18 protein-coding genes are annotated in these 19,346 nt (G+C 74.1%); 7 read left to right on the top strand and 11 right to left on the bottom strand.

Going from position 1 to position 19,346, the window contains the following annotated elements:
• Positions 1-25: 25 nt before the first annotated feature.
• Both CITRIK5_RS06525 and CITRIK5_RS06520 read right to left on the bottom strand, forming a co-directional pair.
• A complete protein-coding gene (locus tag CITRIK5_RS06525) occupies positions 26-1,471 on the bottom strand; it encodes an MFS transporter (protein WP_141843615.1) in 1,446 nt (481 codons plus the stop codon).
• Between the two features lie 137 nt (positions 1,472-1,608).
• On the bottom strand, positions 1,609-3,351 hold the full coding sequence (locus tag CITRIK5_RS06520; protein WP_159833337.1) for a bifunctional 3'-5' exonuclease/DNA polymerase: 1,743 nt from the start codon (positions 3,349-3,351) through the stop codon (positions 1,609-1,611).
• A gap of 138 nt (positions 3,352-3,489) precedes the next feature.
• Between CITRIK5_RS06520 and CITRIK5_RS06515 the strand changes: the two genes are divergently transcribed.
• A complete protein-coding gene (locus CITRIK5_RS06515; protein ID WP_159833335.1) occupies positions 3,490-4,971 on the top strand; it encodes a sugar porter family MFS transporter in 1,482 nt (493 codons plus the stop codon).
• A gap of 72 nt (positions 4,972-5,043) precedes the next feature.
• Here the strand turns inward: CITRIK5_RS06515 and CITRIK5_RS06510 are convergent, their stop codons facing one another.
• Entirely contained in the window at positions 5,044-6,345 is a 1,302-nt protein-coding gene (locus tag CITRIK5_RS06510) for a dicarboxylate/amino acid:cation symporter (protein ID WP_159833333.1), read from the bottom strand.
• A 228-nt stretch (positions 6,346-6,573) separates the two neighbouring features.
• On the opposite strand from CITRIK5_RS06510, the gene CITRIK5_RS06505 reads away from it, so the two are divergent.
• From CITRIK5_RS06505 to CITRIK5_RS06490, 4 genes are read left to right on the top strand one after another with little or no spacing between them, the layout of a single operon-like run.
• Positions 6,574-7,215: an ABC transporter permease gene (locus tag CITRIK5_RS06505; protein ID WP_002855197.1), complete on the top strand. Its 642-nt coding sequence runs from the start codon at positions 6,574-6,576 to the stop codon at positions 7,213-7,215.
• Entirely contained in the window at positions 7,212-8,219 is a 1,008-nt protein-coding gene (locus CITRIK5_RS06500) for an ABC transporter ATP-binding protein (protein ID WP_098092236.1), read from the top strand. The genes CITRIK5_RS06505 and CITRIK5_RS06500 overlap by 4 nt, the downstream gene beginning before the upstream one ends.
• Positions 8,216-8,968, top strand: a complete 753-nt coding sequence (locus CITRIK5_RS06495; protein ID WP_159833331.1) for an ABC transporter permease — start codon at positions 8,216-8,218, stop codon at positions 8,966-8,968. Before CITRIK5_RS06500 ends, CITRIK5_RS06495 begins: the two co-directional genes overlap by 4 nt.
• On the top strand, positions 8,965-9,972 hold the full coding sequence (locus CITRIK5_RS06490; RefSeq protein ID WP_159833329.1) for a glycine betaine ABC transporter substrate-binding protein: 1,008 nt from the start codon (positions 8,965-8,967) through the stop codon (positions 9,970-9,972). Before CITRIK5_RS06495 ends, CITRIK5_RS06490 begins: the two co-directional genes overlap by 4 nt.
• Before the next feature lie 29 nt (positions 9,973-10,001).
• Here the strand turns inward: CITRIK5_RS06490 and CITRIK5_RS12190 are convergent, their stop codons facing one another.
• From CITRIK5_RS12190 to CITRIK5_RS06465, 5 genes are all read right to left on the bottom strand, one after another.
• Positions 10,002-10,472, bottom strand: a complete 471-nt coding sequence (locus CITRIK5_RS12190) for an alkaline phosphatase D family protein (RefSeq protein WP_060973549.1) — start codon at positions 10,470-10,472, stop codon at positions 10,002-10,004.
• Between the two features lie 360 nt (positions 10,473-10,832).
• Positions 10,833-12,005: a cysteine desulfurase family protein gene (locus CITRIK5_RS06480; protein WP_159833327.1), complete on the bottom strand. Its 1,173-nt coding sequence runs from the start codon at positions 12,003-12,005 to the stop codon at positions 10,833-10,835.
• Entirely contained in the window at positions 12,002-12,922 is a 921-nt protein-coding gene (gene nadC / locus CITRIK5_RS06475) for a carboxylating nicotinate-nucleotide diphosphorylase (RefSeq protein ID WP_078025870.1), read from the bottom strand. Before nadC ends, CITRIK5_RS06480 begins: the two co-directional genes overlap by 4 nt.
• Entirely contained in the window at positions 12,919-14,247 is a 1,329-nt protein-coding gene (gene nadA / locus CITRIK5_RS06470; protein ID WP_078025869.1) for a quinolinate synthase NadA, read from the bottom strand. The genes nadC and nadA overlap by 4 nt, the downstream gene beginning before the upstream one ends.
• A gap of 27 nt (positions 14,248-14,274) precedes the next feature.
• The gene (locus CITRIK5_RS06465) at positions 14,275-15,009 is read right to left on the bottom strand and encodes an NrtR DNA-binding winged helix domain-containing protein (RefSeq protein ID WP_159833325.1); all 735 of its coding nucleotides are present in this window, start codon (positions 15,007-15,009) and stop codon (positions 14,275-14,277) included.
• 128 nt (positions 15,010-15,137) lie between these two features.
• On the opposite strand from CITRIK5_RS06465, the gene CITRIK5_RS06460 reads away from it, so the two are divergent.
• Positions 15,138-15,974 (top strand): alpha/beta fold hydrolase, encoded by an 837-nt coding sequence (locus CITRIK5_RS06460; protein ID WP_078025868.1) that lies wholly within the window; start codon positions 15,138-15,140, stop codon positions 15,972-15,974.
• 126 nt (positions 15,975-16,100) lie between these two features.
• Here CITRIK5_RS06460 and CITRIK5_RS06455 read toward each other — a convergent pair whose 3' ends face one another.
• Both CITRIK5_RS06455 and CITRIK5_RS06450 read right to left on the bottom strand, forming a co-directional pair.
• Positions 16,101-17,048 (bottom strand): DUF808 domain-containing protein, encoded by a 948-nt coding sequence (locus CITRIK5_RS06455; RefSeq protein ID WP_159833323.1) that lies wholly within the window; start codon positions 17,046-17,048, stop codon positions 16,101-16,103.
• Between the two features lie 145 nt (positions 17,049-17,193).
• Positions 17,194-17,712, bottom strand: a complete 519-nt coding sequence (locus CITRIK5_RS06450) for a ferritin (protein ID WP_020626453.1) — start codon at positions 17,710-17,712, stop codon at positions 17,194-17,196.
• Positions 17,713-17,841: 129 nt separating this feature from the next.
• Here CITRIK5_RS06450 and CITRIK5_RS06445 point away from each other — a divergent pair, with 129 nt between their 5' ends.
• Positions 17,842-18,381, top strand: a complete 540-nt coding sequence (locus CITRIK5_RS06445) for a PACE efflux transporter (RefSeq protein ID WP_098092251.1) — start codon at positions 17,842-17,844, stop codon at positions 18,379-18,381.
• A 24-nt stretch (positions 18,382-18,405) separates the two neighbouring features.
• Here the strand turns inward: CITRIK5_RS06445 and CITRIK5_RS06440 are convergent, their stop codons facing one another.
• On the bottom strand, positions 18,406-19,308 hold the full coding sequence (locus CITRIK5_RS06440) for a patatin family protein (protein WP_159833321.1): 903 nt from the start codon (positions 19,306-19,308) through the stop codon (positions 18,406-18,408).
• Positions 19,309-19,346: the final 38 nt, after the last annotated feature.

Raw genomic sequence — 19,346 nt, 5'->3', positions numbered from 1 at the left:
GACGCGCACGTCGCCGGGGCGGGGCTCAGCCACGGGGGGCCGCCGTCCGTGGTCCGCGCAGGTCCGCGAGTGCGACGAGGAGCGCGAGGGCCATGCACCCGGCCACCAGCGCGAAGGCGGCCATGAACGCCCCGTCCCAGTCGGCACCGGAGGCGACGCCCAGGAACACCCCCACGATCACGGCGGTGCCGACGGCCGTGCCGACGCGCTGGCCGGTCTGCAGGACGCCGCCGGCCGTGCCGGAGTGCCGCGGCGGGACCTCGGCCAGGCTGAGGGTCTGGTTGGGGGAGACCACCAGCCCCTGCCCGGCACCCAAGATGGCGAGGGTGAGCAGCAGCCACCACGGACTCAGGCCGAACTCCCGGTTGGCCCACGCCACCCCGATGGAGCCCACGACGGCGAGCAGCGCCAGCGCGATGCCGAGGACGACGATCTTCCGGCCCGTGCGCAGCACCACGCGCCCGGCCACGGTGGACATCACGCTCGACATGACCGCCGAAGGCAGGCCGATGAGCGCGGCGTGCAGCGCCGGGTAGCCCAGCCCGTTCTGCATGAACATGGCGATCACGACGAACATGCTGGTCGAGCCGGTGAAGTAGATGGCGATCAGCAGGGCGCCGCACGCGAAGCTGCGGGTCTGGAACAGGCGCAGGTCCACCATCGGGGCGCGGCCCCGTCGGGCGTAGCGGGCCTCCCACCGCGTCCAGAGGGCGGCCAGGCCGATGCCGACGGGCACGAGCACGAACCGCCACGGCCCGAGCCCCCGGTCCAGGAACGGGAGCATGACGGCCACGAGGGCGCCGGCCAGCAGGACGACGCCGACCGGGTCCAGGTCCGGACGCCGCGCCCGCTCGGGGACGGTGCGCGGCAGCCACTGGCGGGCCACGATCAGGGCGCCGAGGGCGATGGGCACGTTCACCAGAAAGGTCGCGCGCCAGCCGAGGTCGCCGCCGAGCCACGCGATGAGCCCGCCGCTGAGCAGCGGCCCCACCGCCACGGACACCCCGACGACGGCGCCGAGCGCCCCGAACGCCCGGGCGCGGGAGGCGCCGGAGAACTCGCCCTGGATGAAGCCGGTGACCTGCGGGTTGAGCAGGCCCGCGCCCACGCCCATGACCAGGCGCGCGAGCACGAGCAGGACGCCCGTGGGCGCCAGGCCGGACAGGAGCGCACCGAGCGCGAACACGCCGAGGCCCACCAGGAACAGCCGGCGGCGGCCGAAGAGGTCACCCGCCCGGCCCGCCGGCACGAGCACCATGCCGAACACGAGGGTGTAGCCGGAGATGGCCCACTGCAGCTCCGCGTCGCTGGCGTCCAGGCCCCGCTGCAGGGCGGGCAGGGCCACGTTGATGCTGGACACGGCCAGCAGGGACATGAAGATCGGGATGAGGAGCACCGCGAGGATGCGCTGCTGGTGCGGGGTGAAGACCGAGGACGCGGCGCCGTCGGACGGACGCGGGGCGACGGGCATGCGGTCTCCTTCACAAGGGTGTCTCGGGCGCTCTCCAGGATCGGCCCTCGTCCCGCATCGTGCCAGGTCCGAGGGTCCTCGGCCCGGTGCGGCGCACGGAGGCCATGACCGCGACCGTCGCCCTGCCGCCCCGTCGCTCACTTCGCGTCCGCGTACGACCCCACGCTGGAGACGGTGAGCGGGAAGTCCACGGGGGCGGGACCGAACAGCAGGCGGCCGGCGGCGCTCGCGGACTCCGCCACGACCGTCCGCACGGCCTCGGCCTCCGTGGCCGGGCCGTGCAGGACGACCTCGTCGTGGACGAAGAACACGAGTTCCGTGCGCATGCCGGCCGAGCGCAGTCGACGGCGGATCTCGCCCATCCAGCACAGCGCCCACTCGGCCGCGGTGCCCTGCACCACGAAGTTCCGGGTGAAGCGGCCCTGGGAGCGCCGCCGTCGCTGGGCCGCGGACTCGGCGGCCTGGGTGCCGACGTCGGACACGGACTCCTGCCACTTCCGCCCCGGTGCGGGGGACCAGCGGCCCAGCCACGTGGACACCTGGCCGCCGCCCTCGCCGACGGTGGCCGCCCGCTCGAGCAGGCCGATCGCTCGGGGGTAGAGCCGGCGCAGGTGCGGCATGAGCGCCGCGGAGTCGCCCGTCGTCGAGCCGTACATCGCACCCAGCAGGGCGATCTTCGCGCGCCCGCGGTCGGCCAGCGCGGTGCCGGCCGCCCGGCCCTGCTCCGCGACCTCCCGGTACAGGTCGGGCGTGGTCCCGGCACGGGCCAGCGCCTCGTCGGCGGCCATCGCGGCGAGGATGCGCGGCTCCACCTGGGAGGCGTCGGCCACGGTCAGCGTCCACCCGGGGTCTGCGCGGACGGCGTCGCGTACCCCGGCTGGGATCTGCATGGCCCCACCGCCGTGGGCGGCCCACCGCCCGGTCACCACGCCGCCGACCAGGTAGGCGGCGTGGAACCGGCCGTCGTCGCCGATCCACTGGTCCAGCCAGTGCCAGCCGTTGGCCGTCCACAGCCGGGCCAGGGCCTTGTACTCCAGCAGCGGCGCGAGCAGCGCGGCCCGCGCCTCGCGCTCCGCGCCGCCGGCGTCGATCCAGTGCTTCAGGTCCCACTGCCGCGTGGACTCCACGGCCACGCCCGCCGTCTGCAGCGCCCGCAGCAGGCTCGGCTGCGAGTCGGGGCTCAGCCCGGGGGAGCCCAGGACCTCGGCGATGCGTTCGGCCAGGGTCTGCAGGCGGGCCGGACGCTCGCCCGGTGCAGGCCGGGGGCCGAGCTGCTCGGCGAGGAGCGCCTCGTGCACGCCCCGGTCCCACGGCAGACCCGCCGCCCGGATCTCTGCGGCCACGAGTGCGCCCTGCGACTCCGCCGCCGCGAGCAGCCGCAGCCGGTGGGGGTGGGCTGAGCCCTCGACGGCCGCCCGCTGCGCGGCCAGCTCGGCCGCGAGCACGGTGACGTCCGGGGTGGGGCCGGACTCGTCCGGCAGGTCGAAGAAGGACTCCTGACCGGCGGGCACCCGCGCCGGGCGCTCGGGTTCCGTCGGGTCGGCGACCTCGAGCTGCGCCACGGGCGTGTAACGCACCCCGCTGCCCGGCGCCGTTGCCGCGTGCCGCAGGATCCGCTGGACGAGGGCCAGGTCCCAGCACCGATCCACCCGCACCCCCGCCACCAGCCAGGCGGCGTACTCCGTCCCGACGTCGGCGAGCACCCAGCGGACCGTGCTCGGGTCCACGCCCAGGCGGGCGGGCAGACCGGCCACGAGCCCGGCCACGGACCCGGCGGCGCAGGATCCCAGGGGAGCGGCGTCTTCGCCCTCCCCGTCCAGGGCCCACCAGGTGCCGGGGCTGCCGACGGAGGCGGGGGCGGGGCCCAGGACGACGAACATGGCCCTCATTCTGCCCCGCCGCCTCCTCTGCGCGGGGCGAGGGGCTGTGCGACTTGCACGCTCGCTGAGCGGAGAACACACTGTGCGGACGCACCGGCGCGCAGCGGGCCGTCGGGCGCCCCCCAGAGAGGACCCACCATGACAGCGACCCGGTCCGGCGGCGCCGCGACGTCTCGCCTCAACGCCAAGGTGGTCGGCATCTCGGTCGCCGCCGCGCTCGGCGGCTTCCTGTTCGGTTTCGACACCTCCGTCATCAACGGTGCCGTGGACGCCCTCGCCGGGCAGTTCGGCCTCGGCGCCGGTCTGACGGGCTTCGCCGTCTCCTCGGCGCTGATCGGCTGCGCGCTCGGCGCCTGGTTCGCCGGGCCGATCGCCAACCGCCGCGGCCGCGTGCCCGTGATGGTGATCGCCGCGATCCTGTTCCTGGTCTCCGCCATCGGCTCGGGCCTGGCGTTCGGCGTGGTCGACCTGATCTTCTGGCGCGTGGTCGGCGGCCTGGGCGTGGGCGCCGCGTCCGTGATCGCTCCGGCGTACATCGCGGAGGTCAGCCCGGCGCATGTGCGCGGTCGCCTCGGCTCGCTCCAGCAGCTGGCGATCGTCCTTGGCATCTTCGCCGCGCTGCTCACGGACGCGCTCTTCGCGACGATGGCCGGGGGAGCGGCGCAGCCGTTCTGGCTCGGCGTCGACGCCTGGCGCTGGATGTTCCTGGCCGAGGCCGTCCCGGCGGTGCTGTACGGCCTGTTCGCCCTGAAGCTGCCGGAGTCCCCGCGCTACCTGGTCGCCCGCGGCCGCACGGACGAGGCGGCCGAGGTCCTGCACGAGTTCACCGGTGTGGACCGGGTGAACCTGATGATCGAGGACATCCGGCGCTCGCTGGACTCGGAGCGCCGCGAGTCGTTGGCGGACCTGCGTGGACCGTCGGCGGGCCTGCAGCCGATCGTGTGGATCGGCATCCTGCTCTCCGTCTTCCAGCAGGCCGTGGGCATCAACGTGATCTTCTACTACTCCACCACCCTGTGGCGTTCGGTGGGCTTCGGGGAGTCGGACGCCCTCACGGTCACCGTGATCACCTCGGTCACGAACATCGCCGTCACCCTCATCGCGATCGCCCTGGTGGACCGCGTCGGCCGTCGCCCCATGCTGATCGCCGGCTCCGCCGGCATGACGGTCAGCCTCGGCCTGATGGCACTGGCCTTCTCCTTCGCGGAGACCGGCGGCGCCGAGTCCGTGTCCCTGCCGCAGCCGTGGTCCACCGTGGCGCTGGTGGCCGCGAACGCCTTCGTGGTGTTCTTCGGCGCCACCTGGGGTCCGCTGGTCTGGGTGCTGCTGGGCGAGATGTTCCCGAACCGCATCCGCGCCGGCGCGCTCGCCGTGGCCGCCGCCGCGCAGTGGGCGGCGAACTTCACCGTCTCCACCACGTTCCCGTGGCTGGCGGACATCGGCCTGACCCTCGCCTACGGCCTGTACGCGGTCATGGCGGCGCTGTCCCTGGCCTTCGTGGCGGCCTTCGTCCCCGAGACCAAGGGCAAGACGCTCGAGGAGATGAGCGACGTCGTCGTGCGCTCCCCGGGGCAGCGGCGCGCGGTGCGCGCCGAGGCGGAGCGGGACCTGCGCGGCTGACACCGCCCGTCCCGACGACGGCCCCCTCCCTGAGCTGCGGACAGGGAGGGGCCGTGGTGTGTGCGGGGCGGGTCAGCCGGCGTCGGCGCCGGTGGCGACCTCCTCGTCGTCGCGGCGCTCCAGGCCCTCGTCCGCGGAGTCCTCGATGAGACGGTCCCCGGCGATCTTGTCGACGATCATCGCGATGGCGGCGTCGCCGGTCACGTTGGTGGCGGTGCCGAAGGAGTCGATGGCGATGTACGTGGCGACCATGAGCGCGACCTGCGGCTCGGTGAAGCCGAGCATCGAGGACAGCAGGCCCGAGGCCGCCACGATCGCGCCGCCGGGCACGCCGGGCGCCGCGACCATGGTGACGCCCAGCATGAAGATGAAGCCCACGAACACCGGGATGTCGATCGCCTGGCCCGAGAGGAACAGCACTGCGATGGAGAACGAGACGATCTTCACCGTGGAGCCGGCCAGGTGGATCGTCGCGCACAGCGGCACGACGAACGAGGCGATCGGCCGGCGCACGCCGAGCCGCAGGGTCTGGCGCAGGGTCACCGGGATGGTCGCCGCCGAGGACGAGGTGCCCAGGGCCGTCGCGTAGGCCGGCAGCATCGTCTTCAGGGCCGTGAACGGGTTGCGGCCCGCGATCGCGCCCGCGACGACGTACTGGACGAGCAGCAGCACCACGGTGAGGCCGAAGACCAGCAGGATCACACCGAGGAACGTGGTGATGACCTTGAAGACCTCACCGGCGGCGGTCATGTTCAGGAACACGCCGAAGATGTAGACGGGCAGCAGCGGCACGATCAGGCCCATGACGACCCGCTCGATGATGGATCGCAGCTGGTCGAAGCCCTCGTGCAGGGCACCGCGCGGCAGCGTCGTCAGGCCGATGCCGAGCACGAACGCGAGCAGCAGGGCCGTCATCACGCCGAAGGGCGGGTCCATCTGCACCTCGAACAGCGGGCCGAGCAGCGCGTCCTCGGGGTTGGCCATCGCCTCGAAGGACCCGGGTGTGAGGATCAGCGGGAAGACGAGCAGGCAGACCAGCAGGGCGCCGAAGCCGCCGAACAGGGTGGAGCCGTAGGCGATGCCGCCGGTCAGGGCCAGCAGCTTCCCCGCGCCCCGGCCGATGTCGCCGATGGCGGGGGCGACGAGCGCCAGGATCAGCACCGGGACGATGAAGCCCAGGAAGTTCGAGAACAGGCCGTTGAAGGTGGCGAAGGCCTGCACAAGCCAGGTCGGCGCGACCAGGCCGACGAGGACGCCGGCCACGATCGCGAGGAGGATGCGGGGCAGCAGGCCGACGCGGCGGCGGGGCGCGACGACGGCGCCCCCGGAGTCGGGGCCGGACGCGTCGAGGGCGTCGGAGTGGGAGCGAGACATGGCCGACACGCTAGCGCAGGCCGTCCTGCCCGTCGCCTGGTCGTCGGGCCGTCCGCGGCGGTGCCGGTGACCCCCGTCGTGGTGCAGAACACAGGGAGTGCCACCGTCTCGGGTAGCGTGCAAGAGCACGCCCGCCCCACCCGGACCGAAGGAGACGACGATGACGGTCCTGCCCCACCCCGCAGACGCCCGGGCCGCCCAGGGGCGCGCTGTCGGCGTGGAGGCGGCATGAGCGAGTTCCTCGCCTCACGCTGGCCGGACATCCTCTTCCGCGCCTGGCAGCACGGGTGGCTCGTGCTGCAGGCGCTGGCCATCGCCACCGTGCTCGCCATCGCACTGGCCGTGATCGCCACGCGGATCAAGGCCCTGACCCCGATCGCGAACGCCTTCACCGCCGTCGGGCTGACCCTGCCCTCCTTCGCGCTCATCGGCGTCCTGATCCCCCTGGTGGGCATCGGGACCGTCCCCGCCGTCGTGGTGGTGGTCTTCTATGCCCTGCTGCCCATCCTCCGCAACGCGCTCGTGGGTCTGCGCGGCGTGGACCCGGAGGTGCTGGAGGCCGCCCGGGGGATGGGCATGGGGCCGGTGGCGCTGTTCACCCGGGTGCGTCTCCCGCTGGCCTGGCCCGTGATCCTCACCGGCATCCGGGTCGCAGGCCAGCTCGGCATGGGCGTGGCCGCGGTCGCGGCCTACGTCCTGGGGCCCGGACTGGGCTCGTACATCTTCACGGGGCTGGTCTCCCTGGGCGGCGCCAACGCGTTGAACTACGCCCTCGTGGGCACCCTCGGCATCGTCGTCGTCGCCCTCGTCCTGGACGGGCTGCTCGTGCTGCTCGGCCGCCTCACCATCTCGAAGGGACTGCGCGCATGAGCACCGACCGTGACGCCGGGGCCGAGATCCGTCTCGAGTCCCTGACGAAGCTCTATCCGGGGCAGGACCGTCCCGCCGTGGACGCCCTGGACCTCGTCATCCCCGCGGGGGAGACGGTGGTGTTCGTCGGTCCGTCCGGCTGCGGCAAGACCACCTCGCTGAAGATGATCAACCGCCTCATCGAACCCACCTCCGGGCGGATCCTGATCGGCGGGGAGGACATCACACGCCGTGACCCCACCCGGCTGCGCCGTCAGATCGGCTACGTCGTGCAGGGCGGCGGGATGATGCCCCACCTGTCCGTCGCCGAGAACGTCGGGCTGGTGCCGCGCCTGCTCAAGTGGGACCGCCGGCGCATCGCCGACCGTGTGGACGAGCTGCTCGAGCTCGTCGGCCTGGACCCGGCGATCTATCGGGACCGCTTCCCGCGCGAGCTGTCCGGCGGACAGCAGCAGCGCGTCGGCGTGGCCCGGGGCCTCGCGGCGGATCCTCCCGTGCTGCTCATGGACGAGCCCTTCGGCGCCGTGGACCCCCTCACCCGCCAGCGCCTGCAGCAGGAGATGCTCGACATCCAGGCCAGGGTGGGCAAGACCATCGTGATGGTCACCCACGACGTGGATGAGGCCGTGCTCCTGGGCGACCGGATCCTGGTGCTCGAACCCGGCGCGCACGTGGCCCAGTACGCCACCCCCGAAGAGGTCCTGGCTCGGCCGGCCACCGAGTTCGTGGCCGACTTCGTGGGGTCGGGGGCGGGGCTCAAGCGGCTGGGGCTGCGGTCGGTCGACTCGCTGCCGCTGCGCCCGATCGCACCGCACCCGACGGGCCCGCTGCCGGGCGGGCCCGTGCTCGACGCGGCCACCCCGATCAGCGAGGCCCTCGCGGCGCTGGTCACGGCCCCGGCGGAGGAGATCGCCGTGGTCCGTGATGGCACGGTCATCGGTCTGCTCGACTATCCGACACTGCGCGCGCACGCCCGCGCCGGCGACGAGCAGGCTCGGCCATGATCGCCCGGCTGCGTGCGGCCTCCGCCGAGGACCGCCTGCTCCTGATCGGCCTGCCGCTGCTGGTGGCCGCCCTGCTGATCGGGTGGACCGTCTGGGTGCGCGGGGCCGCCCTCGACGACGTCGAGGCCCGGCTGCTGACCTGGCCCGCCGTCCTGCGCCTCACCGCCGAGCACCTGGCCCTCGTCGGCGTGTCCACCGTTCTGGTCGTGGCGACGGCCATCCCGCTCGGCGTGCTGCTCAGCCGACCCGCCGCCCGGCGGTTCACCCCCGTCGCCATGGGGCTGGCCAACGCCGGTCAGGCCGCCCCGGTGATCGGTGTGATCGTCCTGCTCGCCATGGCGTGGGGGTTCGGCTTCCGGGTCGCCGTGCTGGCCCTGTCCCTCTACGCGTTCCTGCCCGTGCTGGCCAACACGCTGGCCGGGCTGCGGGGCGTCAACCCCACCGTCGTCGAGGCGGCCCGCGGCATGGGCATGTCGCCGGTGCAGACCCTGCTCCGGGTGGAGCTGCCCTTGGCCCTGCCCGTGATCATGGCGGGTCTGCGGACCGCCCTGGTGCTGCTGGTGGGCACCGGGGCGTTCGCGACGTTCATCGACGCCGGCGGCCTCGGCCTGCTCATCCAGACCGGGATCGTCCTGTTCCGTTTCCCGCTGCTCGTCTCGGGGGCGATCCTCGTGGCCGCCCTCGCCCTGATGATCGAGTGGATCGGCCGCCTCGTCGAGACGCTGGCCACCCCGAGGGGGCTCGCATGACCACCTCGCGCGCGACCATCCCATCCCGCCGCCGCGGCCGGACCCCCGCTCGTGCCGCGCTCGCCGCGCTCGGCCTGGCGGCCTCCCTGGTCCTGTCCGGGTGCGGGCTGAGCACCGCCGGCGGCTACCTGCCCTCGGGCACGCCCGCCGGCGAGGTCGCCGGGATCGACCTCGAGGGCGCCCACGTGGCGGTGGGCTCCAAGAACTTCAACGAGGGCGTCGTGCTCGGCAAGATCACCGCGATCCTGCTGCGCTCCGCGGGGGCCGACGTCGAGGATCTGACCAACATGCCGGGTTCGCTCAGTGCGCGCCAGGCCCAGGTCGCAGGCGTCGTGGACGTCGAGTGGGACTACACGGGGACGGCCTGGATCACGTACCTGGGCCACACCGATCCGATCCCGGACGCCCAGGCGCAGTGGGCCGCGGTCCGGGACGAGGACGCGCAGCAGGGCCTGGTGTGGCTGCCGCCGGCCGAACTCGACAACACCTACACCTTCTCCGTGCGCCAGGACCGGGCGGAGGAGCTCGGCCTGGAGACCCTGGCGGACATCAAGGACCTCCCCACGGAGGACCAGTCCTTCTGCGTGAGCGCCGAATTCGCCGCCCGCAACGACGGGTTCCTGCCCATGCTCGAGGCCTACGGGATCGAACGGCCCACCGGATCCCGGCTGCGCCAGATGGACATCGGGGCGGTGTTCGCCGCGGTGGCGGACGGGTCGTGCACCTTCGGGGAGGCGTACTCCACGGACGGGCGGATCGCCGCGCTGGACCTGACGACCCTGCAGGACCCGCTGAGCTTCTTCCCGAAGTACAACGCGGCCCCCATCGTGCGCGAGGAGGTCCTGGCCGAGCACCCCGAGATCGCCGACCTGCTGGCGCCCGTGACCGCGCGCCTGGACAACGCGACGGCCGCGCGCCTGAACGCCCGGGTGGACGTCGACGGCGAGGAGCCCACCCAGGTCGCGTGGGACTGGCTCCGCGAGGAGGGCCTGATCACCGACTGACGGTCCGCCGACGCCGCCGGCACGGCGGATCAGGCAGCCGTCAGCGTGCGCGAGTAGACCGTCCGGCCGACGGCGTTGATCAGACGCACCCGGAACTCGCGGCCGTCCTCGGGGATCTCGACGTGGCCGAAGTACTGGTGCTCGCCGGAGCGCGGCGAGCCCATGACCGGCCCGTGCGCCTCGAAGTCCAGGCGCGGGCCGAAGGTGCCGTCCAGCGTGTTCGGGCCGGACGATCCGGCGTTGATGGGGCCGGCCACGAACTCCCAGAACGGCTCGAAGTCGGTGAACGCCGCGCGCAGCCCGCGGATGAGCCACTGCAGCTGTTCCTCGCCCAGGATCGGGGTCTCGTGGGTCTCGAGACGCTGGGTGTTCTCGCCCTTGTGGGTGCGCATGTCCAGGGCGAACACGTCGAGCGTCGCGCCGCGGGGGATCCTGCGGTGGATGCGGGTGGGCGCGAGGCCGGAGCCGCGGTGCAGGGCCGTGGAGTCGGCGATCGGCATGTACTCCTGCCACGCTCGCCGGGCGCCGTCGTGAAGCGGGCCACGGCCGACTCGCCCAGGCGGCCGGCCTCGTCCTCGAACGCGTACGTCACCTCGAAGCGGGCGCCGGAGGGCAGCGTGTCCGCGAGGATCTTCGCGGTGTGGTCGGCGGCCCCGTCGACCCAGCCGGAGCGCAGGGTCAGCCCGCGAGCGAAGCGGCCGCGCAGCACCAGCCCGTCCTCGTCGACCGCGCGCAGCGTGGCGTGCAGGCGCGAACGGCCGGACTCGGCCAGGCCCCCGGGTGTGTGGCCTCGGGCTGACCCTCGGGTGAACTTCCGACGCCGGCCCCGGCGGCAGCGGGGTCGACCGGCCCGGGGCCGCTCAGCGCAGGGCGGCGACCGTCCGGACGGCGTCGACGATCGCGTCCGCCGCGGCCTCGAGCAGCGGGGCGTCGGCGTCCGGGCCGAACGTGCAGCGCAGGGCCGTGCGCGCCTCGTCCTCGCTGAGGCCCAGCGCGAGCAGGGCCGGGGACGGCTCGGCGTCGTGGGCCGAGCACGCGGACCCCGCCGAGGCCAGCACGCCCCGGCGGGCCGCCTCCTCCAGCACCGACTCGCCGTTCACACCGGGCAGCACGAACGAGGCGTGACGCGGCAGCCGCCGCGCGGGATGGCCGGTCAGCCGCGCGTCGGGCACGAGCGCCCGGACGCCGTCGAGCACGCGCGCCGCGAACCGGTCCCGCAGCCCGGACCACGCGTCCGCGGCCGCGGCGCGCTCCGCCTCGGCCTCCTCGAAGGCCGCCGCGAACCCGGCGGCACCGGCCACGTTCTGCGTCCCGGACCGCCGGCCCCGCTCCTGGCCGCCACCGGGCACGAGCGGTTCCAGGGCGTGACCCGGGCGCACCCACAGCGCGCCGACCCCCTTGGGCCCGCCGACCTTGTGCCCGGACAGCGCCACGAGATCCGCCCCGAGGGCGCGCACGTCCACCGGGATCTGCCCCGCGGCCTGCACCGCGTCCACGTGCAGCGGCACGCCCGCCTCCCGGGCGACGGCGGCCAGCTCGGCCACCGGCTGCACCGTGCCCACCTCGTTGTGGGCCAGGTGCACGCTGACCAGCGCGGTGTCCGGGCGCAGGCGGGCGGCGAGGTCGTCCGCCGAGGTCAGGCCGTCACGGTCCAGCGCGAGGTGCTCGACCTCGACGCCGTGCAGCCGGGCCAGCTGGTCACAGGACTGCCGCACCGCGCTGTGCTCGATCCCCGTGGTCAGCACGTGGCCCGCCGGGCGTCCGGCGAGGATCCGGGCGCGCACCGTGCCGAGCACGGCGAGCGCGTCGGCCTCCGTGCCGCCCGAGGTGAACACGACCTGCCCGGCCCGGGCGCCGATCGCGCGGGCCACCCGCGCGCGGGCGTCCTCGAGCAGGGCCGCCGCCGCCCGGCCGGCCTCGTGCGCCGAGGACGGGTTGCCGTAGACGCCGGTGAGGGCGGGCCACATCGCCTCCAGCGCGCTGCGCCGGACGGGCGCGGTGGCCGCGTGGTCCAGGTCGAGGGTGGTGCTCATCGGCGCGGCGAGACCTCCTCGACCACGGCGTCCAGGCCCAGGTCCAGGGACTGGACGGTATGGGTCAGCGCTCCCACCGAGATCACGTCCACGCCCGTGGCCGCGATCGCCCCGATCGTCTCGAGGCTCACCCCGCCGGAGGCCTCGACGACGGCGCGGCCCGCGACGCGCTCGACGCCGGCCCGCAGCTCGGCCGGCGAGAAGTTGTCCAGCATGATCGTGTCGACCCCGGCGGCGAGCACCGCCGGGATCTGCTCGAGCCGGTCGACCTCCACCTCCACGTGGGTGGTGTGCGGCAGGCGGGCCATCCCGGCGCGCAGGGCCGCGGTGAGGGCCTCGCCCGGGTCGCCGGCACTGCCGAACCCCAGCGCGGCCAGGTGGTTGTCCTTGAGCATCACGGCATCCGAGAGGCTGAAGCGGTGGTTGTGCCCGCCTCCGTCCCGCACCGCCTGCCGTTCGAGCACGCGCAGACCCGGGGTGGTCTTGCGGGTGTCCACCACCCGCGCGTGCCCGCCGCCGGCGCGCACGGCGGCCACGTGGGCGGCCGTCGTCGTGGCGATCCCGGACAGGCGCTGGACGAGGTTCAGCGCCACGCGCTCGGCGCGCAGCACCGAGCGGGCGGGGCCCGCGACCTCGGCGACGACGGCGCCGGGGGACAGGTCGGCGCCGTCGGCCAGGTGCAGGGTGACGGACACGGCCGGGTCGACGAGCCGGAAGGCGGCCTCGAGGGCGTTCGTGCCGGAGAGCACCCCGGGCTCGCGGGCCACCACGCGCGCGGTGATCCGGGCCTGCTCCGGGACGAAGGCCTCCGAGGAGACATCACCCCAGGGCGCGTCCTCGGCGAGCGCGGCGGCCACGATCCGCTCCACGTCCGGCTGCGGGGCCGGCGTCGCCGGGGCGCGGTCGGCCGGGGTCACGTCCCGGCCCCGGCGGACTGCGCGGCCGACTGCTTCGGCGCGACGGCCAGCATCCGCTCGAGCGCGGTGCGGGCCGGCTCGGCGACGGACGCAGGCACGGTGATCCGGTTGACCACGCGGCCGGCCACGAGCTCCTCGAGCACCCACGCGAGGTAGCCGGGGTGGATGCGGTACATGGTGGAGCACGGGCAGATCACGGGGTCGAGGCAGAAGATCGTGTGCTCGGGGTGCTGGGCGGCCAGGCGCTGCACGAGGTTGATCTCGGTGCCGATCGCGAAGGTCGAGCCGGCCGGCGCCGCTTGGATCGCCTTGACGATGAAGTCGGTGGACCCGGAGGAGTCCGCGGCCTCCACCACGGGCAGGGGGCACTCGGGGTGCACGATCACCTGGACGTCCGGGTGCTCGGCGCGGGCCTGTTCGATCTGCGCCACGGTGAAGCGGCGGTGCACCGAGCAGAAGCCGTGCCACAGCAGGACCTTCGCGTCCCGCAGGGCGTCCTCGGAGTTCCCGCCCAGCGGCAGGCGGGGGTTCCACGTCGGCATCTGCTCGAGTGGGATCCCCCTGGCGCGGCCCGTGTTCCGGCCCAGGTGCTGGTCCGGGAAGAACAGGACGCGTTGGGCACGCTCGAACGCCCAGTCCAGCACGGCCGAGGCGTTGGAGGACGTGCACACGATGCCGCCGCGCTCGCCGACGAAGCCCTTGAGGGCCGCGGAGGAGTTCATGTAGGTCACGGGCAGCAGGGGCACGCGCCCGTCGTCGTCCGGCTCGGTGCCGTAGACCGCCTCGAGCTGCTCCCACGCGTCCTCGACCGAGTCCAGGTCGGCCATGTCCGCCATGGAGCAGCCGGCGGCGAGGTTGGGCAGGATGACGGCCTGGTCCGGGGTGGAGAGAAGGTCCGCGGTCTCCGCCATGAAGTGCACGCCGCAGAACACGATCGCCTCCGCCTCGGGCCGGCCCTGGGAGGCCCGCGCGAGCTGGAAGGAGTCGCCCACGAAGTCGGCGTGCTGGACGACCTCGTCGCGCTGGTAGAAGTGGCCCAGCACGACGACGCGTTCGCCGAGCGTCTGCCGCGCGGCGCTGATCCGGGCGTGGAGCTCCTCGTCGGAGGCCCGCTGGTACTCCTCGGGGATGCGGCCCTGCACGGGGGCGTCGGCCGGGACGGCGTCGTCCTGCGATGCGCCGGGGCCGTAGGCGGGCAGGCCGGCGTCGAACGCCCAGGGGCCGCGGGTCAGGTCGGGGGAGCACGAGGAGCCGCGCGCGGCGTCCTTGTCGATCAGGGTCAGGGTGCGGGCCACCGAGGCGGTGGTCCCGGTCGGGGTGGTCATGGGTGACTCCTGGGTCGGGGCTGGTGGTCAGCGGCGGGCATCCGGCCCGGCGGGATCGGGGTCGGTCCCGGGCCCGGCGGGCCGGTACCGGTAGAGCTTGGGCGGGCGGTGCGGGGTGCCGCCGCGGACCTCGCCGGTCTCCTCGAGGGTCCCGGCGGCGAGGGTGGCGCGGCGGAAGTTGGCGGCGTCGAGGCCGCGGCCGAGGACGGCCTCGTGCACGGCGCGCAGCTCGGCAAGGGTGAAGGAGGGCCCCAGCAGCGCGTGCCCGACGCCGGCTCGCGGCAGGTCCGCGCGCAGACGCGCCACGGCCGCCGCCAGGATCTGGGCGTGGTCGAACGCCAGCGCGGGCGGCGCGTCGGCCCGGTGCCAGCGCACATGGACCCCGATGGGCAGCCCGGCCACGTCCGGGTCCGGGCGGGACGCCGGGGCGGCGCCGTCGTCGTCCAGGACGGGGCTGAGCGCCCAGTGGGCCACCGTGAGGACGCGTCCGGTGGGGGAACGGTCCACGGCGCCGAACGCCGCCAGCTGCTCGAGGCGACGGACGGGACCGGGCACGCACTCGGCGGCCACGCGTGCGGCGACGTCGGCCAGCTCCTCGTCCGCGCCGAGCCACGCGCCCGGCAGCGCCCACCGGTCCAGGAACGGCTCGCGCATCCGCGGGACGAGGGCGACACAGAGGCGGGGCACGCCGTGCGGGTCCGGGCGCACGCCGAAGACGGCCGTGGACACGGCCACGCTGACGCGGACCTCAGCGACCGGCATGGGACCTCCCGGGGCGGACTGGCGGGGCTGTTCTGGTCAGTATGACACTGTTCGCGCCCATCTCAGAGGGTCGAGATGACTGTAAGGCGGGGGAGGTGCCGGCGCGGTCCCGCGCTAGCCTGAGTCGGGTGAACACGACCGCCGCCGCCTCCGACCCGTCCGACGCCCCCCTGGCCTCCACCCGCATCGGGGAGGGCCCGCGCGGCGTCGCGTTCCTGCACGGCCTCATGGGCCGGGGCCGGAACTTCACCGGCCCGGCCAAGGAGCTGGGCGACGACTTCACGGTGGAGCTGATCGATCTGCCGGACCACGGCGCCTCGCCCTGGACGGACCGGGTGGACTACCGCGAGATCGCGGACCGGGTGGCCGCCCACCTGCGCGCCGGCCTCGCCGCCGACGGGCCGGTCCACCTGCTGGGCCACTCGATGGGCGGCAAGGTCGCGATGGTGCTCGCCCTGCGGCACCCGGAGCTCGTGGACCGGCTGATCGTGGAGGACATCTCCCCGCGGCTCTCACCGCAGGCCACGGACGAGTTCGTGCACCTGCTGGGCACCATGCTGCGCATGGACCTGGACGCGTACGACTCGCGGGCCGAGGCCGACGCGGCCATGGCCGAGCACGTCCACGACGCGCGGGTGCGCGGCTTCCTGCTGCAGAACCTGCGGCGCACGGCCGGCCACTTCGCGTGGCAGCCCAACGTGGCCATGCTCTTCGAGCACCTGCGGGAGATCGGCTCGTTCCCGGACCCGGTGGTCCCCGAGGATCCGGAGCGCGTGTTCGACCATCCGGTCCTGTGGCTGGCCGGCGCCGAGTCGGACTACGTCCAGGATGAGGACGTGCCGCGGATGAAGGAGCTGTTCCCGCGCGTCGTGCGCGTGACCGTCCGTGACGCCGGCCACTGGCTGCACGCCGACCAGCCCGAGGCCTTCGTCTCCGCGGTGCGCACCTTCCTCACCGCCGACTGACGGGGCCCGTCGGGAGACGGAGACAGCGCCGAGGCCCGCAGACGCGCCGCTACGTTCCGTGCGTAGCGGCGCGTCTGCGGGCCTCGGCGTCGGGCGCGGGTGGGAGTGGACCGGTCGGCCGCCGCGTCAGTGGGCGGGCGCGGCCTTCTTCCCGCGCAGGCGTCCCACGAGCAGGACCACCCCGAGCGCGACCGAGCCCCAGAGCAGGCCCCACACGGCCGACGTCGCGGTCTCCGTGAGCCAGCCGAGGAACGTGCCGGCGGCGTGCGTGACGGGCTCGACGATCCCGTGCTGCACGGCGTAGGGCCACGGCACGCCCAGCGCGTCCAGCTCCACGAGGGCGATGTGGCCGCCCACCCAGAGCATCGCCACGGTGCCGATGACGGTCACCACGCGCAGCACGTGCGGCATGGCCTTGACCAGCCCGGCGCCGAATGAGCGGCCGCCGGAGGTCGAGGCGTTCTGGTGCAGGTGCAGGCCGACGTCGTCCATCTTCACGATCAGCCCCACCACCCCGTACACGCCCGCGGTGATGACGACGGCCACCACCGCCAGGATCGCCGCCTGCATCCAGAAGCCCAGGTCGGCCACCTCGTTCATGGAGATGACCATGATCTCCAGGGACAGGATGAAGTCCGTGGTGATGGCCCCGCGCACCACGGTGTCCTCGGCCTCCGGACCCCGCTCGACGGCGGGCTCCTCGTCGTCGGCATGCCCGTGGCCGGTGAGCTTGCCCCACACCTTGTGCGCGCCCTCATAGGACAGGTAGGTGCCGCCGGCCAGCAGCAGCCACGGCAGGATCCAGGGGGCGAGCCAGTCGAGCAGCAGCAGGGCGGGCAGGATGAACACGAGCTTGTTGCGCAGGGAGCCCTTGGTGATCCGCCAGATCATCGGCAGCTCGCGGGCGGCGGCCGCGCCGGCCATGTACTGCGGGGTCACCGCGGCGTCGTCGACCACCACGCCCGCCGCCTTGGCCGCGGCGCGTCCCGCTCCGGCGGCCACGTCGTCCACGCTCGCGGCGGCGAGGCGGGCGAGGGCGGCGACGTCGTCGAGCAGGGCTACGAGTCCGACCATGGTTCCTCCTGGGGTGGGGCCGACGGGCGCGCCGGTGCGCGGGCAGGGCGCAGGTCGAGCATAGCGGCGGGGACGGACACGCACCGGCCCGGTCCCGTGGGGGACCGGGCCGGTGCGTGCGCGGCCGACGAGGCCGCCGGTGGGCTCAGGCGTCGTTCTCGGTGGTCTCCACGGGACGGGAGCCCAGGCGGCCGTCGATGCGGAGCAGGCCCGAGCCGTCATCGCCGACGAGCTCGAGCTGGCCCACGATCTCGGAGACGGTGGCCTCCTCCTCGATCTGCTCGTCCAGGAACCAGTTCAGCAGCGGGCGCGAGTTGAGGTCGCCCGCGGACTCGGTGGCCCGGTACAGCTCGCGGATCGCCTCGGAGACCTTCTGCTCGTGCGCGAGCGCGGCCCGGAAGATCTCCAGGGCCGACAGGCCGGCCTGCACGGGCGGGGCCGGGATGGCGCCGATCGTCGGGAAGCTGTCCCGGTCGGCGACGTGGTCGATGAACTTGTTCGCGTGGACGATCTCCTCGTCCGCCTGGTGCCGCAGCCACGCGGCCATCCCGGACAGGTCCAGGTCGTCGGCGGCGATCGCGAGCTGGCGGTAGACCATGGACGCCTCGAACTCGAGGGTGATCTGGTCGTTGAACTTCTGCAGCAGGTCATCGGTGAGCTTCATGCCTCGAACTCTAGGCAGGCGGCCGGGGCGCGGTGAAGGCGCGCCCGCCCCTCATCGAGGAGCGACGACGGCGGGCGGCCGGTTCCGCCGGATTCGGCGCCCTGCGGTGCCAGCCCTAGGCTGGGCGCCGTGTCCGAGACCCGCCGCGCCCGCCCGGGCGTCGACCCCGCGTCGACGCCGCCCTCCGACGTGCCGCGGGGCCCGGGAGGCCGGGACGCGCTCGTGCGCCGCCGCGTGTTCCGGACGCCCCTGCTGCGCCGCGTGGTCTACGCGGTGGTCTTCGAGCTGCTCGCCATCCTCTTCACCACCGTGATCCTGGCGGCGCTCGGCAACGGCGGCGGGCCCTCACTCGCCGTGGCGGTCGTGTCCTCGACCGTGGCCCTGCTGTGGAACATCGTGTTCAACTCGGTGTTCGAGACCCTCGAACGCCGCCTCGGGATCACGGGCCGGCCCTGGTGGGTGCGCGTGGCCCACGCCGTCGGCTTCGAGGGCGGGCTGATCGTGTTCCTCGTGCCCGCGGTGGCGCTGATCCTCGGCATCGGGCTGGGGGAGGCGTTCCTCATCGAGGCTGGCCTGCTCGTGTTCTTCCTCGTCTACGCCGCGGTGTACGCCTACGCGTTCGACTCGGTGTTCGGCCTGCCGGACTCGGCCGCCCGCGCCGAGGCCTGACCCGCCGATCGGATCAGGCGCGGCTCAACGGGACGTCGGCAGCCCCAGGAACGCGCGGATCGCCGGCATCTCGCGGCGCACCTGGTCCAGGCCGAGCTCGTGGGCGGCGGCCAGCTTGGCCACGGACCGCTCGCCGTTGGCGATGGGCATGGTCTCGGGCGCGAACAGATAGGCCCGTCCCTGCCGCTCCATCTCGAACAGGCGCTCGCGGGTCGCGTTGTACCGGCGCCAGCGCGTGAGCAGGGCGTCCGCGACGGCGGGGTAGCGCCGGAAGGTGCGCTGGTAGAACGAGGGGAACCGTTCGGGCCGTTTCACGTACCCGCGCTCCCGGGTCAGGACCACGAGGACCTTCTCGAACCCCGCGTCCTCCGCCGCGGTCAGCGGGATCCCACCGTCCACGCCGAGGGCGCCGTCCACGAACACGGTGCCCTCGGCGTGCACGGGGGGCATGAGGACCGGCATCGTGGACGACGCGCGGACGCGGACCATCAGGTCGGTCAGGGTGGTCATGTCGGAGCGGTCCCACCAGCGGGTCTCGCCGCTCGCGGCGTCGAACCCGCCCAGCACGAGCCGGGCGGGGTTCGCGCGGAACGTGGCGAAGTCGTAGGGCAGGTCCGCCTCGGGCAGGCCGGCGTGCTCGTAGATGTACTCGGCGTTGAACAGGCCCTTGCCGCGCACGAAGCTCAGCCAGTTGCCGAACCGAGGATCGTCGGCGAAGTCCACGAATGAGCGCCGCGCACGGGCCGGGTCGCGGGACAGGTAGTTCACGGCGTTGGACGAGCCCGCCGAGATGCCGGCCACGAAGTCCACGTGGATCCGCTCGCGCAGCAGTTCCGCCACCACGGCCGAGGTGAGCGCGGCGCGCATGCCCCCGCCCTCGAACAGCAGGGCCGTGTCGGTGACGTTGGACGTCATGGGCTCGGTCATGGTCGGTCCCTCCGTGTTCGCCGTCCGCCGAGCCGGGC

The sequence above is a fragment of the Micrococcus sp. 116 genome (genome assembly GCF_902506395.1).
Lineage (GTDB): Bacteria > Actinomycetota > Actinomycetes > Actinomycetales > Micrococcaceae > Micrococcus > Micrococcus luteus.
This window is presented reverse-complemented; position numbering and strand designations above follow the sequence as displayed.